Source organism: Microvirgula aerodenitrificans DSM 15089 (genome assembly GCF_000620105.1).
Taxonomy (GTDB): Bacteria; Pseudomonadota; Gammaproteobacteria; order Burkholderiales; family Aquaspirillaceae; genus Microvirgula; species Microvirgula aerodenitrificans.
Map to the genome: position 1 here is coordinate 1 of NZ_JHVK01000015.1, position 15,969 is coordinate 15,969.

Annotated in this window: 12 protein-coding genes; 4 read left to right on the top strand and 8 right to left on the bottom strand. The window is 63.2% G+C overall.

Annotation, left to right across the window (positions count from 1 at the left end; all coding sequences use genetic code 11):
• The 3 genes from acs to Q352_RS0112695 all read right to left on the bottom strand — a co-directional run.
• Positions 1 to 1,544: acetate--CoA ligase (gene acs, locus Q352_RS0112685; protein WP_028499673.1), on the bottom strand; the 1,544-nt coding region annotated here is incomplete at its 3' end.
• A gap of 129 nt (positions 1,545 to 1,673) precedes the next feature.
• A complete protein-coding gene (locus tag Q352_RS0112690) occupies positions 1,674 to 3,350 on the bottom strand; it encodes a cation acetate symporter (protein WP_028499674.1) in 1,677 nt (558 codons plus the stop codon).
• A complete protein-coding gene (locus tag Q352_RS0112695; RefSeq protein WP_028499675.1) occupies positions 3,347 to 3,661 on the bottom strand; it encodes a DUF485 domain-containing protein in 315 nt (104 codons plus the stop codon). Before Q352_RS0112695 ends, Q352_RS0112690 begins: the two co-directional genes overlap by 4 nt.
• Positions 3,662 to 3,982: 321 nt before the next feature.
• Here Q352_RS0112695 and Q352_RS0112700 point away from each other — a divergent pair, with 321 nt between their 5' ends.
• Together Q352_RS0112700 and Q352_RS0112705 are read left to right on the top strand one after the other, a co-directional pair.
• A complete protein-coding gene (locus Q352_RS0112700) occupies positions 3,983 to 4,891 on the top strand; it encodes a LysR family transcriptional regulator (RefSeq protein WP_028499676.1) in 909 nt (302 codons plus the stop codon).
• Between the two features lie 74 nt (positions 4,892 to 4,965).
• Positions 4,966 to 6,405 (top strand): protein adenylyltransferase SelO, encoded by a 1,440-nt coding sequence (locus Q352_RS0112705; protein WP_051528926.1) that lies wholly within the window; start codon positions 4,966 to 4,968, stop codon positions 6,403 to 6,405.
• Here Q352_RS0112705 and Q352_RS0112710 read toward each other — a convergent pair.
• From Q352_RS0112710 to Q352_RS23425, 4 genes are all read right to left on the bottom strand, one after another.
• Positions 6,389 to 7,141: a UDP-2,3-diacylglucosamine diphosphatase gene (locus tag Q352_RS0112710; protein WP_028499678.1), complete on the bottom strand. Its 753-nt coding sequence runs from the start codon at positions 7,139 to 7,141 to the stop codon at positions 6,389 to 6,391. The genes Q352_RS0112705 and Q352_RS0112710 overlap by 17 nt on opposite strands.
• A 149-nt stretch (positions 7,142 to 7,290) precedes the next feature.
• Positions 7,291 to 7,797, bottom strand: coding sequence for a peptidylprolyl isomerase (locus Q352_RS0112715; protein ID WP_028499679.1), 507 nt, complete (start codon positions 7,795 to 7,797; stop codon positions 7,291 to 7,293).
• A gap of 21 nt (positions 7,798 to 7,818) precedes the next feature.
• Complete coding sequence (locus Q352_RS0112720) at positions 7,819 to 8,379, bottom strand: peptidylprolyl isomerase (protein ID WP_028499680.1); 561 nt, start codon at positions 8,377 to 8,379, stop codon at positions 7,819 to 7,821.
• A gap of 92 nt (positions 8,380 to 8,471) precedes the next feature.
• The gene (locus Q352_RS23425; RefSeq protein ID WP_156952545.1) at positions 8,472 to 8,663 is read right to left on the bottom strand and encodes a hypothetical protein; all 192 of its coding nucleotides are present in this window, start codon (positions 8,661 to 8,663) and stop codon (positions 8,472 to 8,474) included.
• 80 nt (positions 8,664 to 8,743) lie between these two features.
• Here Q352_RS23425 and Q352_RS20980 point away from each other — a divergent pair, with 80 nt between their 5' ends.
• Positions 8,744 to 11,140, top strand: coding sequence for an exotoxin A binding domain-containing protein (locus Q352_RS20980; RefSeq protein WP_156952546.1), 2,397 nt, complete (start codon positions 8,744 to 8,746; stop codon positions 11,138 to 11,140).
• A 5-nt stretch (positions 11,141 to 11,145) separates the two neighbouring features.
• On the opposite strand, the gene Q352_RS0112730 is transcribed toward Q352_RS20980, so the two are convergent.
• Positions 11,146 to 13,305, bottom strand: coding sequence for an AsmA family protein (locus Q352_RS0112730; protein WP_028499682.1), 2,160 nt, complete (start codon positions 13,303 to 13,305; stop codon positions 11,146 to 11,148).
• A gap of 308 nt (positions 13,306 to 13,613) precedes the next feature.
• On the opposite strand from Q352_RS0112730, the gene Q352_RS0112735 reads away from it, so the two are divergent.
• On the top strand, positions 13,614 to 15,947 hold the full coding sequence (locus tag Q352_RS0112735) for a GNAT family N-acetyltransferase (protein ID WP_156952547.1): 2,334 nt from the start codon (positions 13,614 to 13,616) through the stop codon (positions 15,945 to 15,947).
• Positions 15,948 to 15,969 lie beyond the last annotated feature (22 nt).

Consider the following 15,969-nt stretch of genomic DNA (forward strand, 5'->3'; position numbering starts at 1 on the left):
TAGCCGTCCTCGTCGCGGTGCGCCGAGTCGCCGGCCAGGTAGTACTGGCCGTTGAACTCGTCCGGGAAGTAGGTCTTGCGGAAGCGGTCGGCATCGTTCCAGATGGTGCGGACCAGGCTCGGGAACGGACGCTTGATGACCAGGAAGCCGCCATTGCCAAGTTCGACCGGCGCGCCGGATTCGTCGACGATATCGGCCATGATGCCCGGCAGCGGCAGGGTGCAACTGCCCGGCTTGGTCGCCACCGCGCCCGGCATCGGCGCGATCATCGCGCTGCCGGTTTCGGTCTGCCACCAGGTGTCGACGATCGGGCAACGACCGCCGCCAACCACTTCGTAGTACCACATCCACGCTTCCGGGTTGATCGGCTCGCCGACCGTGCCGAGCAGGCGCAGGCTGGACAGGTCGAACTGCTTCGGCAGATCGGCGCCGAGCTTGATCAGCGAACGGATCGCCGTCGGGGCGGTGTAGAAGGTGGTGACCTTGTGGCGTTCGATCATGCTCCAGAAGCGGCTGGCGTCCGGGTAGGTCGGCACGCCCTCGAACACGACCTGGGTCGCGCCCATCGCCAGCGGGCCGTAGCAGATGTAGGTGTGGCCGGTGATCCAGCCGACGTCAGCCGTGCACCAGAACACGTCGTCCGGCTTGTAGTCGAACGCCCAGCGGAAGCTGTTGGCGGCGCCGAGCAGGTAGCCGGCGCTCGAATGCTGGATGCCCTTCGGCTTGCCGGTCGAACCGGAGGTGTACAGGATAAACAGCGGGTGATCGGCTTCGACCCAGGTCGGTTCGCAGTCGAGCGGCAGACCGGCGGTCAGCTCGTCCCAGCCGATGTCGCGCGCACCCATCGGCGTATTGCCGGCGGTACGCTTCTGCACGATAACCTTCTCGACGCTGTCGCAACCGCCGGCGTCCAGCGCTTCGTCAACAGTCGCCTTCAGCGGCACGGTCTTGCCGCCGCGCATGCCTTCGTTGGCGGTAATGACGATTTTGGCGCCGGCATCGATGATGCGGTCGCGCAGCGCGCCGGCGGAGAAGCCGCCGAACACCACCGAGTGAATGGCGCCGATGCGGGCGCAAGCCTGCATGGCAATGACGGCCTGCACCGTCATCGGCATGTAGATGACCACGCGGTCACCCTTTTCCACGCCGAGCTTTCTCAGGCCGTTGGCAAACTGGCACACCTGTTCATACAGGCTGCGGTAGCTGATCGGGGTGGACTGTCCGTCATCGGACTCGAAAATGATGGCGGTCTTGTCGCCATGCTGGTCGAGGTGACGGTCAAGGCAATTCCAGGAGACGTTCAGCAGGCCATCGTCGAACCATTTGAAGAACGGGGCATTGCTGCCGTCGAAGGTGCGGGTGAACGGCTTGTGCCAGCTCAGCAGTTCGCGGGCCAGGTCGGCCCAGAAGCCTTCGTAATCGTTGTTCGCGCGTTCGCAGACGGTGTTGTATGCCTCCATGCCGGACAGGGTGGCGTTCTGACGGAAAGCGTCGATCGGCGCGAAACTGCGGGTTTCCTTGAGTACGGATTCGATGGTGGACATGGCTGATTCTCCTTGGACATCTGTGAGACTGGTGTGGGGCAGTCCGGGTTGGGGCTTCCCCGACCCGGACTGCCGCCTCCCCGGTGGTGGCCGGGAAGGCCCCGCCCGTTTCCGGGCGGGTGACTTGCTTTAGTGCTTGGATGCGCCGGTGGCGCCGATGCCGGTCATGGCCCGCACGAACTGGGCGTCAAACCTGGCACGTTCTTCGTTCGCGGTACGCGAGTTGTCGAGGACCGAGATGAGCCAGGTGCTCAGGAACGCCAGGGTCATCGAGAACAGGGCCGGGTTCTTGAACGGGAACAGCGGGGCGTCATGCTTCAGCACATCGACCCAGACCGTCGGCCCGAGCAGGATCATGACCACGGCCGAGACCAGACCGATGGCACCGCCGAGCACGGCACCGCGGGTGGTCAGGCCCTTCCAGAACATGGACAGGAACAGGATCGGGAAGTTGGCCGATGCGGCGACCGAGAAGGCCAGGCCGACCATGAAGGCGACGTTCTGCGTTTCGAAGGCGATGCCGAGGATAATCGACAGCACGCCGAGCACCAGGGTGGTGATCTTCGACACACGGATTTCGTCCGCTTCGTTGGCCTTGCCCTTCTTGAACACGCTGGCGTACAGGTCATGCGACACCGCCGAGGCACCGGACAGGGCCAGACCCGACACCACAGCAAGAATCGTCGCGAATGCCACCGCCGAGATGAAGCCGAGGAACAGGTCGCCGCCCACGGCATCGGCCAGGTGGACCGCCGCCATGTTCGCACCGCCCAGCAGCTTGCCGCCCAGATTGCCGCCTTCGAAGAAGTTCGGGTTGGTGCCGACCAGCAGGATCGCGCCGAAGCCGATGATGAAGGTCAGGATGTAGAAGTAGCCGATGAAGCCCGTCGCGTAGAACACCGACTTGCGTGCTTCCTTGGCGTTCTTCACCGTGAAGAAGCGCATCAGGATGTGCGGCAGGCCTGCGGTACCGAACATCAGGGCGATGCCGAGCGAGATCGCGTCGATCGGGTTGGACACCAGCTGGCCCGGTTCCATGATCGCCAGATGCTTGCTGTGGACTTCGACCGACTTGGCGAACAGCGCCTCGGGGCTGAAGCCGACGTAGGCCAGCACCATGACCGCCATGAAGGTTGCACCGGACAGCAGCATGATCGCCTTGATGATCTGCACCCAGGTGGTGGCCAGCATGCCGCCGAAGGTCACGTACAGGACCATCAGCACGCCGACCATGACCACGGCCGACGAGTAGTTCATGCCGAACAGCAACTGGATCAGCTTGCCGGCACCGACCATCTGCGCGATCAGGTAGATCGACACCACAATCAGCGTGCCGGTCGCGGCCAGCGAGCGGACCGGGGTCTGCTGCAGGCGGTAGCTGGCGACGTCGGCAAACGTGTATTTGCCGAGGTTGCGCAGCCGCTCCGCGATCAGGAACAGAATCACCGGCCAGCCGACCAGGAAGCCCATCGAGTAGATCAGGCCGTCATAGCCGGAGGTGTACACCATGGCGGAAATGCCGAGGAAGGACGCGGCGGACATGTAGTCGCCAGCGATGGCGAGTCCGTTCTGGAAGCCGGTGATGCCGCCACCGGCTGCATAGAAGTCGGACGCAGAACGCGTGCGGCGGGCAGCCCAGTAGGTGATGCCCAGCGTGAACGCGACAAACACGAAGAACATGATGATGGCGTGCATGTTCAGCGGTTGCTGCTTCACGTCACCTTCGATCGCGCCGGCGGCAAGCGCGGCGAGCGGGAGCAGGGCGATGGCACCCCCTCCCAGAATGGAAAGCCAGCGTTGTTTCATGCGTTCACCTCATCGACAATTTGCTGATTGAGCTGGTCGAACTCGGTATTCGCCCGGCGCACATAGATGCCGGTCAGGACGAAAGCCGACAGAATGATGCCGATACCCACCGGGATGCCCCAGGTGGTCACGCCGCTGCTGCTGATGGGCGTGCCGAGCGTATGCGGCGAAAAAGCCAGAATCAGGATGAAGCCGTAGTAAATGACCAGCATGGCGATCGAGAGCGCCCAGCCGAAGCTGGTTTTCTTGTGCACCAGCTCTGCGAACTTCGGGTTTTGTTGTACCCGTTTTAGGACTTCGTCGTTGTTCATCGTTTCCTCCTTTGGGTGGCGCGGACAGCGAAGGTCCGGCACGCAATGGAATGTACGTTGACGTTGACGTCAGCCTCCAATCGCAATTTTTGATGCAGAAAATCACGCAGACTGATGCTGTGGTGCACAAACCCAGTACTGGCAAGGCTTTGCGGGCTGTTAATGACACTGGGAAGTGCGAGAAAAATTGGAATTTTTGCTCTAATTTACTGCTGTCGCTTGTCATGACCCCTGTAGAATCAAGGTCAATAATTGGGAATGAGCGTCGCTTTTCGTCGCCCTGGTGACGTGGGCGGCGGCCAGCCAGACCAGGAGGAGTAGATGGAACTCTATCAATTGCGCACCTTTGTCACCGTGGCCCAGCAGGGACACCTGACCCAGGCCGCCGAACTGCTGCACCTGAGCCAGCCAGCCGTTACCGCACAGATCAAGGCGCTGGAAGAAGACATGGGCATGCCGCTGTTCGACCGCAGCGCCGGTGGTGTCCGGCTGACGCGGGCCGGCGAGGAATTGCTGCCGCGGGCCCAGTCGATCCTGACGTCCAGCCGCGATCTGCTGAACCACGCGCGCGGGCTGAAAGGCCAGTTGGCGGGACGGGCCATCATCGGCACCATCACCACGCCGGAAATGCTGCATATCGGGCCGTGGATTGCGTCGCTGGTGGAAAAATACCCGCTACTGGATATCCAGATCCGTCACAACGTGACCGGCGTCATTCTGAACCAGGTGCGCAAGAAGGAAATCGACGCCGGCTTCTATATCGGCAAGAACCCGTATGTGAACGTCAATACCGTGCACCTGGCCGACATCCACTTCCGGGTCATGGTGCCGAACGGCTGGCGCGAACGGATCGAAAGTGGCGGGCCGAAGGCGCTGGGCAAGATTCCGTGGGTCGGCATGTCGTCGCTGTCGAGTTTCAACAAGCTCTGTAGCGAATTGTGGCGCGAACTCAATATTGCCCCGAAAAAACTGATCGACGTCGACCATGTCCCGATCATGGCGACGCTGATGTCGGTCGGTATCGGTGCAGTGCTGATGCGCGAGGACGATGCCATTCGCGCCGACGCCGACGGCATGGGCTATCTGGTGCCCGATGTGGTCAAGACTGCCGAACTGCAGTTCATCTATCCGGCTGATCGCGATGGCGATCCGGTCATCGATGCGTTGCGCGTCGAACTGGCCAGCGAATGGCGCGGTCTGGGCGTGCCTGCTCCCGGGGCGCAGCCATAACCCTGCTGGCGGTGTGAATTTCGCCCCGGCAGCGCAGGCCGTATGCTGGCCGCTTTCCCTCAGCCGTTATCGCCATGCCGACCCTGCAACAGCGCCTGCTTCCTTCCCGCCATGCCGCGGTGCATGCCGAATTCGCCCGCCGGGTATTGCCGACCCCGCTGCCGTCGCCACGGCTGGCGATCGTCAACACCGCACTGGCCGCGTCGCTCGGCATCGACGCGCCGACGGCCGACGCGGTGGGTACGGTCGCCCTGCTGGCCGGCAATGCCGGCGGAGAAGCGGCGGCCACGGTCTACGCCGGTCATCAGTTCGGTGTGTGGGTGCCGCAGCTTGGCGATGGCCGTGCCTTGCTGCTCGGCGAGATCGACAGTGCGGACGGCCCGCAGGAAATCCAGCTGAAAGGAGCCGGGCAGACGCCGTATTCGCGCATGGGTGACGGCCGTGCCGTGCTGCGTTCGTCAATCCGCGAATACCTGTGTTCCGAAGCGATGCACGGGCTGGGCATTCCGACCACGCGGGCGCTGAGCATGGTGACCTCGCCGGCCAGGGTGCGGCGCGAGCAGATGGAAACGACGGCGGTGGTGGCCCGGGTGTCACCGAGTTTCATCCGCTTCGGCCACTTCGAGTTCTTTGCCCACCACGGCCGGCTGGAGGCCCTGCGTGCGCTGGCCGACTACGTGATCGACCGCCATTTCCCTGCCTGCCGCGCCCATGCCGACCCGGTGCTGGCGCTGTTCGGCGAGGTGGTGGCCCGCACGGCGACGCTGATGGCCGACTGGCAGGTGGTCGGCTTCTGTCACGGGGTGATGAATACCGACAATATGTCCATCCTCGGCCTGACGCTCGACTATGGACCGTTCGGCTTTCTGGATGGTTTCGATGCTGGCCACATCTGCAACCACTCCGATCCGTCCGGCCGCTATGCGTGGGACCGCCAGCCCGGCATCGGCCAGTGGAATCTGGCCTGCCTGGCCAGCGCCCTGCTGCCGCTGACCGGGCAGGCCGGGCTGGAAGCCGCGCTGGCACGCTATACCGGGCTGTTCGAGACCGCACTGGCCGCGCGCTTTGCCGCCAAGCTGGGTCTTGCCGACTGGGAGGACGAGCGGGACTGGCCGCTGCTGACGGCGCTGCTCGAACAGATGAATGCCGAGCGGACCGACTGGACGCTGTTCTGGCGCCGGCTGGGTGATTTTGCCGCGCAGCGCAATGAGGCGGTTCGTGACCTGTTTGTCGATCGCGAGCGCTTTGATCGCTGGGCCGCCGACTATCGCCGCCGCCTGCACGGTGACGCGGCCGCACGCGGCCGGGCGATGCAGGCGGTCAACCCGCGCATCGTGCTGCGCAACTGGATGGCCGAGGCGGCGATCCGGGCGGCGGAACAGGAAGATTTCTCGCTGATGGCGGCACTGGCTGCGGCGCTGGCCCGGCCGTACGCCGACGGCATCGGCGACGAGGCCTGGGCCGGTCTGCCGCCGGACTGGGCCGACGGGCTGTCCGTCAGTTGTTCGAGCTGAGTGCGGCCAGATCGGCGAGCGGGTCAGCGCTGAAGCGCGGGCCGCCGGCATCGACCCACAAACCGCCCATCTGACCGGGACGCCAGTCCGGCAGCACCCAGCGCTCGCGCTGGTCGCGTCCGACACGGTGATAGTGGTGACCCGGGCGATGGGTATGGCCATGGATCAGCGTGGCCCCGGGATGCGCTGCCAGCAGGCTGGCCACGGCGCCGGCATTGACGTCCATGATTGCGGCCGGCTTGTCTGCCTTGTCGGCCTGGCTGCGTGCGCGCAGCGCACGGGCGATGGCGCGACGAATGGACAACGGCAGGTGTTCCAGCAACCAGCGCCGGGCAGGACGGCGGATGGCGGCACGGTAGCGCTGGTAGGCGACATCATCGGTGCACAGGCTGTCGCCGTGGCTGAGCAGGTAGCGGCGGTCGTACAGGGTGACGGTGGCCGGATCGTCGAGCAGGCTGACCCCGGTCCGGGCGGCAAAGCGCCGGCCGATCAGGAAATCGCGGTTGCCGTTCATGACCCGGACCGGCGTGATGGCGGTAAAGGCGGCCAGACGCGCCTGCAGGTCACTGGAGAAGGGCGTGTCGTCGTCGTCGCCCAGCCAGGCATCGAACAGGTCGCCAAGCAGGTAGAGCGCGTCGATGCGCCCGCTGGCTTCGCCGAGCAGGGCGGTGAAACGGTCATTGAAGGCCGGAGTATCGGCAGACAGGTGCAGGTCGGACAGGAAAAGGGTGGCCACGTAGGGTGCGGTCCGGCAAGGAGTGCCATGCGGGTTGGAAGAGCGGGCGCAGCGGGCAGGCACCGGCGCCATGGCAGCCGTCGGTACCCGCCTTCATCAGCAGCCGGAACGGTGCGGGCCAGACGCCTGCGCCGTTCCGGCCGGGCGGATCAGGCCGCGGCGGCTTCGACCACTTCGGCCTTTTCGACCACGACGTCTTCCAGCGGCACATCCTGGTGCATGCCGCGGCGGCCGGTCTTGACCGTCTTGATATTGTCGACCACGTCCTTGCCATCGACCACTTCACCGAACACGCAGTAGCCGAAACCCTGTGCATCCGCGCTCTTGAAGTCGAGGAAATCGTTGTCGGCCACATTGATGAAGAACTGCGCCGACGCCGAGTGCGGGGCGCTGGTGCGGGCCATGGCCACGGTGTAGATCTTGTTCGACAGACCGTTGGCGGCCTCGTTCTCGATCGGTTCGCGGGTCGGCTTCTGCACCATGCCGGCAGCGAAACCGCCGCCCTGGATCATGAAGCCGTTGATGATGCGATGGAACACGGTGCCATCGAAATGGCCGTCGCGCACATACTGCTCGAAGTTGGCAACGGTCTTCGGCGCTTTGTCGGCGAACAGTTGCAGGGTGATGACGCCGAAGTTGGTGGTCAGCTTGATCATTACAGTCTTTCCTGGGAGAAATTACGGAAGCAGCGTGGCTTTTTCGATCAGGACCGGCGTGGCCGGCACATCCTGATACATGCCCTGCCGGGTCGTCCTGCTTTTGGCGATGCGGTTCACGACATCCATGCCCTTGACCACGCGGCCGAACACGGCATAGCCATAGCCTTGCGTGGTCGGTGCCCGGTAGTTGAGAAAGGCGTTGTCAGCCACATTGATGAAGAACTGGGCGCTGGCCGAGTTCGGGTCCGAAGTGCGGGCCATGGCCAGCGTGCCGAGCTCGTTCTTCAGGCCATTATTGGCTTCGTTCGGAATCGGTGCACGGGTCGGCTTTTCCTTGAACGTGCGGTCAAAGCCGCCGCCCTGGACCATGAAACCGTCGATCACGCGATGAAACTGCGTGCCGTCATAGAAGCCGTCTTTCACATACTGGGTAAAGTTGGCGACAGTCTTCGGCGCCTGCTCCGGATAGAGCTCGACTTCGACCGTACCCTGGCTGGTCTTCAACGCAACATGCGGGTTGGCGGCCAGCGCCGTCAGTGAGCACAGGCCCAGCGCGAGCGCGACAAGCGTGGTTTTCATCAAGAGTCCTTGCTGGCGTTGTACTTGAGTGCCGAATTCTAGCACGTTGGCCCTTTTCTTCCTGTCGGCCGCGCGGGGTTTTCGCGACAAAATCACTGGCCGGCCACTGCCGGGGTGGATGACGGCCGGCGGCGGCAGATCATAAAAACCACAGTAATGGCTGAGTCATTTGCCATGCCGTTTTTCGCGGAGTAGGGTCTTTTCCGAAGGCCAAGGATAAATTCGGGGGCTGCGTTTGCCTGTTCAGTCATCGCTGCAGGTTCAAGTGGCGCCTGAATTTCCATTTGTGTCACCTCTCATTGAAAATCCTGCGCAGGCAATGATGTAGGCCACCTACAAGGTATCCGATATGATTTGCCGAATCATGACTGGCGTCATGGCCGCAGCCTGCCTGCCGGCGATCGCCAGCGCAGGCACAATGCAGAGTGCCTGCCTGGCCACTGCAGATTCAAATATCTGCATCACAGGAGAAAGTCCAACGCTGGATCTGGTATCCAATCCTGTTCTGGCCCGCCATTTCAAGGGAAAGGAAAAGGAAAAACGGCTGATTGTCAATGGTGATGCCAAAGTCTATCTGTATGGCCAGGGCCGATTCATGCAGCCATTGGCGGCCATCGACAGCAGTACATACGTCACGAAGCGGGATAGCCTGGCAAGGAAAGCGCTGTCCTTCTACATGGTGCCCCGCGCCTGCTTTTTTCAGCATGAACGGCAGCAGGGACTCAGCCTTTGCAGCGAGCCGGGTGCAGATATGGCCATGCCGTCCAGTATGGACAGAAAAACATCCTCGATCCGTATCCCAAAGGGAATCCGGGTTTATGCATCGTATGACCGGATAGGTACGCGGGCGGAGCGCTGGTATGCATACGACGACAGCGATGTGGACATGGCAACCCTGGCCGCGAACGGGCAGCAGGACAGTATCCGGAAAATAAAAGTGGCCCGGACCCGCGTTGGCTGCGATCGCGGCTGCCCCATCGGGGTTTCGGACAGCTATGCACTCGATGCCATTTTTGGCGACATGTGGAATGGCCCGCTTTTTGACAGAAAAACATTCCAGTTCACCTTCAGGACCGGGCGAGGCTCCATGTTCGAGGTCTCGCTGGATGGCCATGGCGGCGTCAGTTTCGTGCTGCATGGCGGTGTGCTGTACATTTATCACGCAGGTGCGAATCGTGCACAATTTTCCTCGGTATCCATCGCCAGTGATGTCCGGTATCTGTCGCTTGCGATTGAACTGATTACCAATGAATATATTCGCTATCAGGTTATTGGGCTTGACCACAGCAAGAAAATGCTGGGTGTGTCGCCCATTTTTTCAAAATTCCCGAATTACGCACCGGTGGGCGGAGAGATAAAGAATGATCCGTTAAAAAGAAGCACCTTTACCATCAAATCAAGAAGTCAGGATGTGCAGATTGAAAATCTGACTTTTGCGGTAATGGTGAAACCGGAAAAGGACAAAAAACGCTCTGCTGCCGGCCTGGCCATGTGCTACCTCATGCCTGTTCTGGCTATTTACAATTATGTGACCAGCGGGGTGTGCAATCAGCCGGATCGGCTGTATCGCTATCTGAAAGGCATGGTCATTCCCCGGAAAGCGCTGATGCTTCATGTGGCCGGCGATGCCGATGCGAAGCCGAGAGACACGTTCGCTCGGTATGGCATGCCGGCTTTCAGCAAAATCAACGAACTCCTGATGAACGGGCGCAATCAATTCCAGGCCTACGGCATAGCGCGGGCATGCAGACTGCCGATGGAAATCGTGCTGGTACCACGCGATGCGGACCGCGCGGTGAAACGCGGCACGGACCACCATTGCCTTGTCCGGACGCAAGATATCCTGAGTGCCTTCAACCGGGTGTTCGGTGATACCCGGGATGCCTCCCTGTTCAACAGGGTGATCGCCAACATCATCGAAACCGGCTCTACCGGTCATGCGAGCAGTGAGCCGCAGGCAGAGCAGCATCTGGTCCGCCTGGTACTGGCATCAGCACGGCAGCAGGATGTGGATACCATAGGGACTGCCATCCTGGCTTATTCCAGCGCGGCCTCCCTGTACTATGCCTCGGCGCTTCAGGTCTTGAATCCGGAGGACGTGCCCGACCCGGGCGGGGAGGCGCCGGACATGGCCCCGTCAGATGCCGAGATGGTACATGCTCCGCTTGGCGAGTACCGGCTGGACCTCCAGCGCAGTGTGGCCAGGACGATCCCTCCGAGGCGGTGGCAGGGCAGGCACTGGGTTGCGACCGATCAGGATTTCACCACGACCGTGTTTCCGGCCTCGCAGGCAAGGCGCAACAACCCGGCCTTTGCTGCGCTCTATGTCGAACTGCAGTCCTGGGCTTCCCGGTTTGACGATAATGCCACCGTGGGGATGGCTTCCGTGCCATCACAGCTGCCTATCTCATTGCGACGCTGGGGGTATGCGTTGTCAACGACGTTTGTCCAGGAAGCCACGCAGGGCTTCAGGCTGGGATCCCATGTCGTGGCCGTCTATTTCCGTGGCCGCCTGGTCAGCATGCTGCTTGGAGAAATCAGGGAAGGCGTTGGCGAGGTCATCTCGATCGTCTCCCACCCGCAAAGCGTGCTCAAGCCGTACACCGAAAGCAGCCTGCGTGGCGGTGGCAGCCGGGCGCTGGAGGCATTCATTGCGCTGTGCCGGGAACGCAATGTCAGAAGCATTGCCGCCCGCGCCGTCACGCCACCGTCAGCCACAATGCATGCCCGGCTTGGTTTCCGGCTGGCAGATGAACTGTAGGCGGCTTATTTCAACACCTGCAGCGGGCGCGTCAGCTGGTCCTTCAGGACCTGCTGCTTTTCTGCATCGGTTTTCTTGTCCTTGACCAGGGCATTGAAGTCCAGCGCGTAGGTCGGGGCGGGCAGGGCACCGGTGATCTTGATCGGTACATTCAGTCCCTTGAGTTTCGGGAACTCTACCGGATTGGCGCGCACATTGAATGCATAGTCGACGATGTTCTGGCTCAGATCGAGCTTGCCCTGGCCATTGAGGTCGATCAGCGGTGAGGCCAGCTTCAGGTCATGGTTGCGACCGACGCCCTTGTCGAAGGCAAAGCTTGCCGACAGCCGCTGGAACGGCGTCTTCTGCTTCAGGTCGCTGGCGATGGTCTGCGTACCCCATTGCGACAGCTCGGCCGGCAGGTTCTTCAGCGCTTCGACCAGATTGATGCCGGTCAGCGCACCCTCGGACAGGCTGACCGACAGTGTGCCGCCCAGCGTGCTGCGCAGCTCGTCGAACGTGCGTCCGCTGGCCGTCAGGTCGGCGGCACCGTTGCCGCGCCCTTCGATGCGGCTGAAGTCGAACAGGTCCTTCAGCAGAGGATGCACATTCATGTGCGACAGCTTCTGGTCGATGTGCAGCGACGGCGTGGGGTCGTTGCTGATGCTCAGCGTACCGGCCAGCACCCCCTGGTAGATCTGGGCGGTAAAGCGGTTGATGTCGACGCCGGTGCTGCTCGCCCTGACATCCATGTCGACCTGCTGCACCGAGAAACGGCCGACGTCGAACTGGCCGATGGCGACCCGGCCGTTCAGATCGACATCGGACAGCCAGTCGAGGTTGATCTTCTGGCTGGAACGCAGCAGCGGGGCCAGCGGCCCGTCCTGCGCCGGCAGGTAGCGGTTCAGGTCGAGCCGGGCCAGCGTCAGCGAGACGTCGTGATGCGGCCTGGTAAAGCTCTTCTGGCGGATGTCCAGATCGAGCCGGGCCCCGTCGAACAGACCGCTGAGGCGGGACTGCAGCGTTTCCGCCTGCAGGTCGGCGTCAATCTGGCCGGTCAGCTCGGTGCGGATCACGCCGCGCGGCAGGTAGGGCGTGCTCAGCGCGGCGCGCACACCGGCCGGTTGCAGCCGGAGCGACGACAGACCGTCCATCACGGCCGGTGCCGAATACTCGACCTTCAGCCGGTTCTTGCCGTTTTCCCACTGGAAGTTGCCGGCAATATTCTGCGCCTGGCTCCGGCCGTTGGCCGAGCGGACATTGCTGGCCTGGCCGTCCAGCAGATAGTGGGTTTCCTGGTCGCCCAGGTTCAGCGCAAAGCGCACCGACGGCGCAAAGATGCCGTCGGCGGACAGGTCCAGTTTCGGCGCGCGGATGACGGCGGTGGCGGCGGGTTTGGCGGTTTCCAGCTTGAGTTCCAGCTGGCTGGCCTCAAGCAGTCCCCTTGCCTGGTTCAGCATCAGGCTGCCGGTCAGCTGTGCCGACAGCACCTGCATGCGGGGCAGGTGGGTTCTGGCATCGAGCGCGAAACCGTCGACGCGGACCTGGTCGTCGGCGATCGAGACCGGCAGCTTGCCATGCAGATCGAACTGGCGGCCGTCCCAGGCCAGTTGCGTCGACACCTCGATCTCGCCGCTGTCTTCCATATTGCCTGCATCAAGACGCAGGGCGGTCAGCCGGCCCTTGCGTCCGGAAATCTCGTCGCGCCAGCTGATGTCGCCATCGGCAATGGACAGATCGTCCAGCTTGACGTGCACGCGTTCGTTCTGCTGCCGGGCATCGAACAGGTCGGCAATGTTCATCGTGCCGTCCGGGCGCCGGATGACGGTCGCATCGACGCCGAGCAGGCGCACCTGCCTGACCAGATAGTGCTTTTGCAGCAAGGGCAGCCAGGCGAAGCGCAGCTCGATCCGGCGCATGGCGGCAAAATCGCTGTGGCCGTCCGCCTCGCTCAGCGACACATTGTCGACCGCGATCCCGGGACGCGGCCAGAACAGCGGGGAAACCGGGCCGCTGACCTTCAGCGTGCGGCCCTGGGCGGCAAAGGCGTGTTCAAGCTCGCGGCGAGCGGCATCGCTGTCGAATTGCCACAGCAGCAGCAGGAAAACCGCCAGGCCGGCGATAACAGTTGTCAGCAGCGCATAAACCGCGGTTTTCAGCCAGAAGCGACCAGAGTTGAAATTCATCAGGTGTCGCAATTGCGGTCAGTGTGGGTCAGTGGGAAATCCGGTCCGGTCCCGATGGGCGCTGGGCCGTGAAGAGTCGGCGCGCCAGGGCAGCCAACGGCAAGCCGCGATTCTAACAGATCCGGGCCTGCCCATGCATGCCGGGCAGCCCGGGCAGGCCACCGAAACCACAGGAACGCGCGGGATGGCACGCGAATTTGTCCTGCCGGCGCGCTTGCCATAGCGTCATGCCATCGAGGTGAAAACCGTGATGGAGGCTGGGCATGCGGCATTTTCTGGCTGAATGGAAAACCATTATTGCATTGATCATGGTGGCCCCCGGCGCCGGCGCCGGCGAGCCGTTTGCCTGCCTGCTGGGCGCCAGTGCCGGTCGCTGCGTGACGGAGGAGGACCCACTGTTCGACCTGGAGGCGGCACGGGGCCGGCGGCAATGGACTGCCGGCGTGGTCAACCACCTCCACGTCGGCGGGAATGCCAAACTGTACCTGTCGCCGAACCGGCTGTACCAGCCGCCATACCGGATCCTGACCCGCAATGGCGAACTGGCTGTGTCGGGCAGGGTCGCTTCCGCCTTTCTGGTACCGCAAGCCTGCTTCTACGCACAGCCGAAGTCGGTCGGGCCGGCACAGTGTCGCGAGCCCGGCAGTCCGCTGGCGCTGACGGCGGGGTCCGGCGGGAAGATCGCCTCGGTCAGCATTCCCCAGGGACTGAGGGTCTACGCATCCGGCCGCGATCCGGCACGCGGCAGCATCGTCTTCAACCCGCCGGGGGCGGATCTGGCCGTGCCGGCACGGCCTGGCCTGCGCCAGTTCGACGTGGCCCGGACAAGGATCGGCTGCCATCGCGAGTGCCCGCTCGGCGAAACCGACAGCTATGCGATAGATGCCATTTACGGCGAACTCTGGAACCACGCGTTCTTCGACATCAAGACCTTTCAGTTCACGTTCAGCATCCGCCGCCCGACATCCTGGATGGAAATCACCCATGCCGGGCGCTTCCCGCTCCGTTTCAGCCTTGATCGCGGGCGACTCGGCCGGGGCCACGGCTCGCTCTCGCCCCCCGTCGGCCAGCCGCACGCACTCGATCCGGCAACCCGCTTCCTGACCCTGGCTTTCGAGCGCGAAGGGGAACGGGCCCTGCGCTATCAGGTCCTGGAACTCGGCGCGAACCGGCAGCTGCTGCGTGCCTCGCCACTGGCCGAGCTGTTCAACGGCACAAAGCCGGACGGGGTCGTGCCAGAAACCTTCACCATCCTGTCGCACAGCCCTGACGTCCGGCTGGCGAGCCTGTCATTCGCCGTGGGAACCGGGCCGAAAAGGGCCTACCGTTCCTATGGCCTGGCGCTGTGCTATGCCAATCCGCTGCTGGCCATCTTCAACTACGTGGTGCAGGGGAAGTGCAACCAGCCCGAAGCGATCCATCGCTATATAAAGGGTGACATGCCGCCGCGCAACGCCATGCTGCTGCACGTCGCCGGCGACCTCTCGCCGCTCGGCCGCAGCAACCACGTGCAGCCGGTCATCCCCCCGCTGACCCGGGTCCGGGAACTCTTCACCGACCGGCAGGACCCCTTCCTGCTGTACGGTACGTCGCGCGCGTGCGGAATCACGGTGGAGCGCATCCTGATGCCGAGGCGCTTCATGCGGCGCGGCCTCGACGGCGATCCTGCCGCGTGCGCGTACTGGACGCTGGACATCCTGACCGTATTTCATCGCCTCTACGGAGCCCGGTGGGATGTGGCGTTCTTCAATGGCGTGATCGATCGCATCATCCGGCATGGCACGGTGGAACAACACACCGGCATGAATCCGGCCGAGATTGCCCGCTTGATCGAGCGGGTGCAGAACCTGTACGCCACCCAGCGCGAACGGCTGGCCCAGATCAGACATGCTCATGACGTGGCGGCATCACTGTTCTATTCGTCCTCGTACGGAAGGCTGATTCCTGACGACTTCCCCTCCGGGAATGTGACTGACCAGTTCCAGCCGATCGTGGTTACGCCGGACACCCCTGCCGCCATTGGCCGCTATGAACTTGATGTAACCCGTTTCACCCCCCTGCCTGATTCTCCCCGGCTGTGGCGACAAGGCAACTGGGTCGAAGCGCCGGCCGATTTCCGCGTGGCGGTTTTCGACCAAAGCAGGCTGCAGGATCCGGCCTATCGCGAAGTGACTTCGACGCTGGAAGGGTGGCTGGCGGCCTATGGCGCCGCAGGCAGCGCCCTCAGCGACGATTCGGACAGCGAGGAAGAAGGGGCGGCGGGGCGCCCCCCGGGGATGGCGACCTCTCGGCTGGCGCACTGGGGCAGCTCGCTGACGTCTAACCTGTTGCTGGAAATGAGGCCGCCCCTTGCCCCGGGCAGGGTGCTGGTGGCGGTGTACTACCAGGACCGCCTGGCATCACTCGTGCAGGGGACGCTGAACGGCGGGCAGGCCACGGTCGAATACGTGTTGTCCCGGCCAGACAGCGTATTGCCGCCTTATACGGCATACAGTGTGCGCGGTGCCGGCCGGCGGGCGCTGACCGAATTCATCCGCTTGTGCATGGCCAGAGGGGTCCGGACCCTCGCCGCCCACGCCGTCACGCCGCCATCCGCCAGCCTGCATGCGGGACTGGGCTTCCGCCTGCTGGACGATCTGTGAGTATTCCCGCACAGCGCGGACC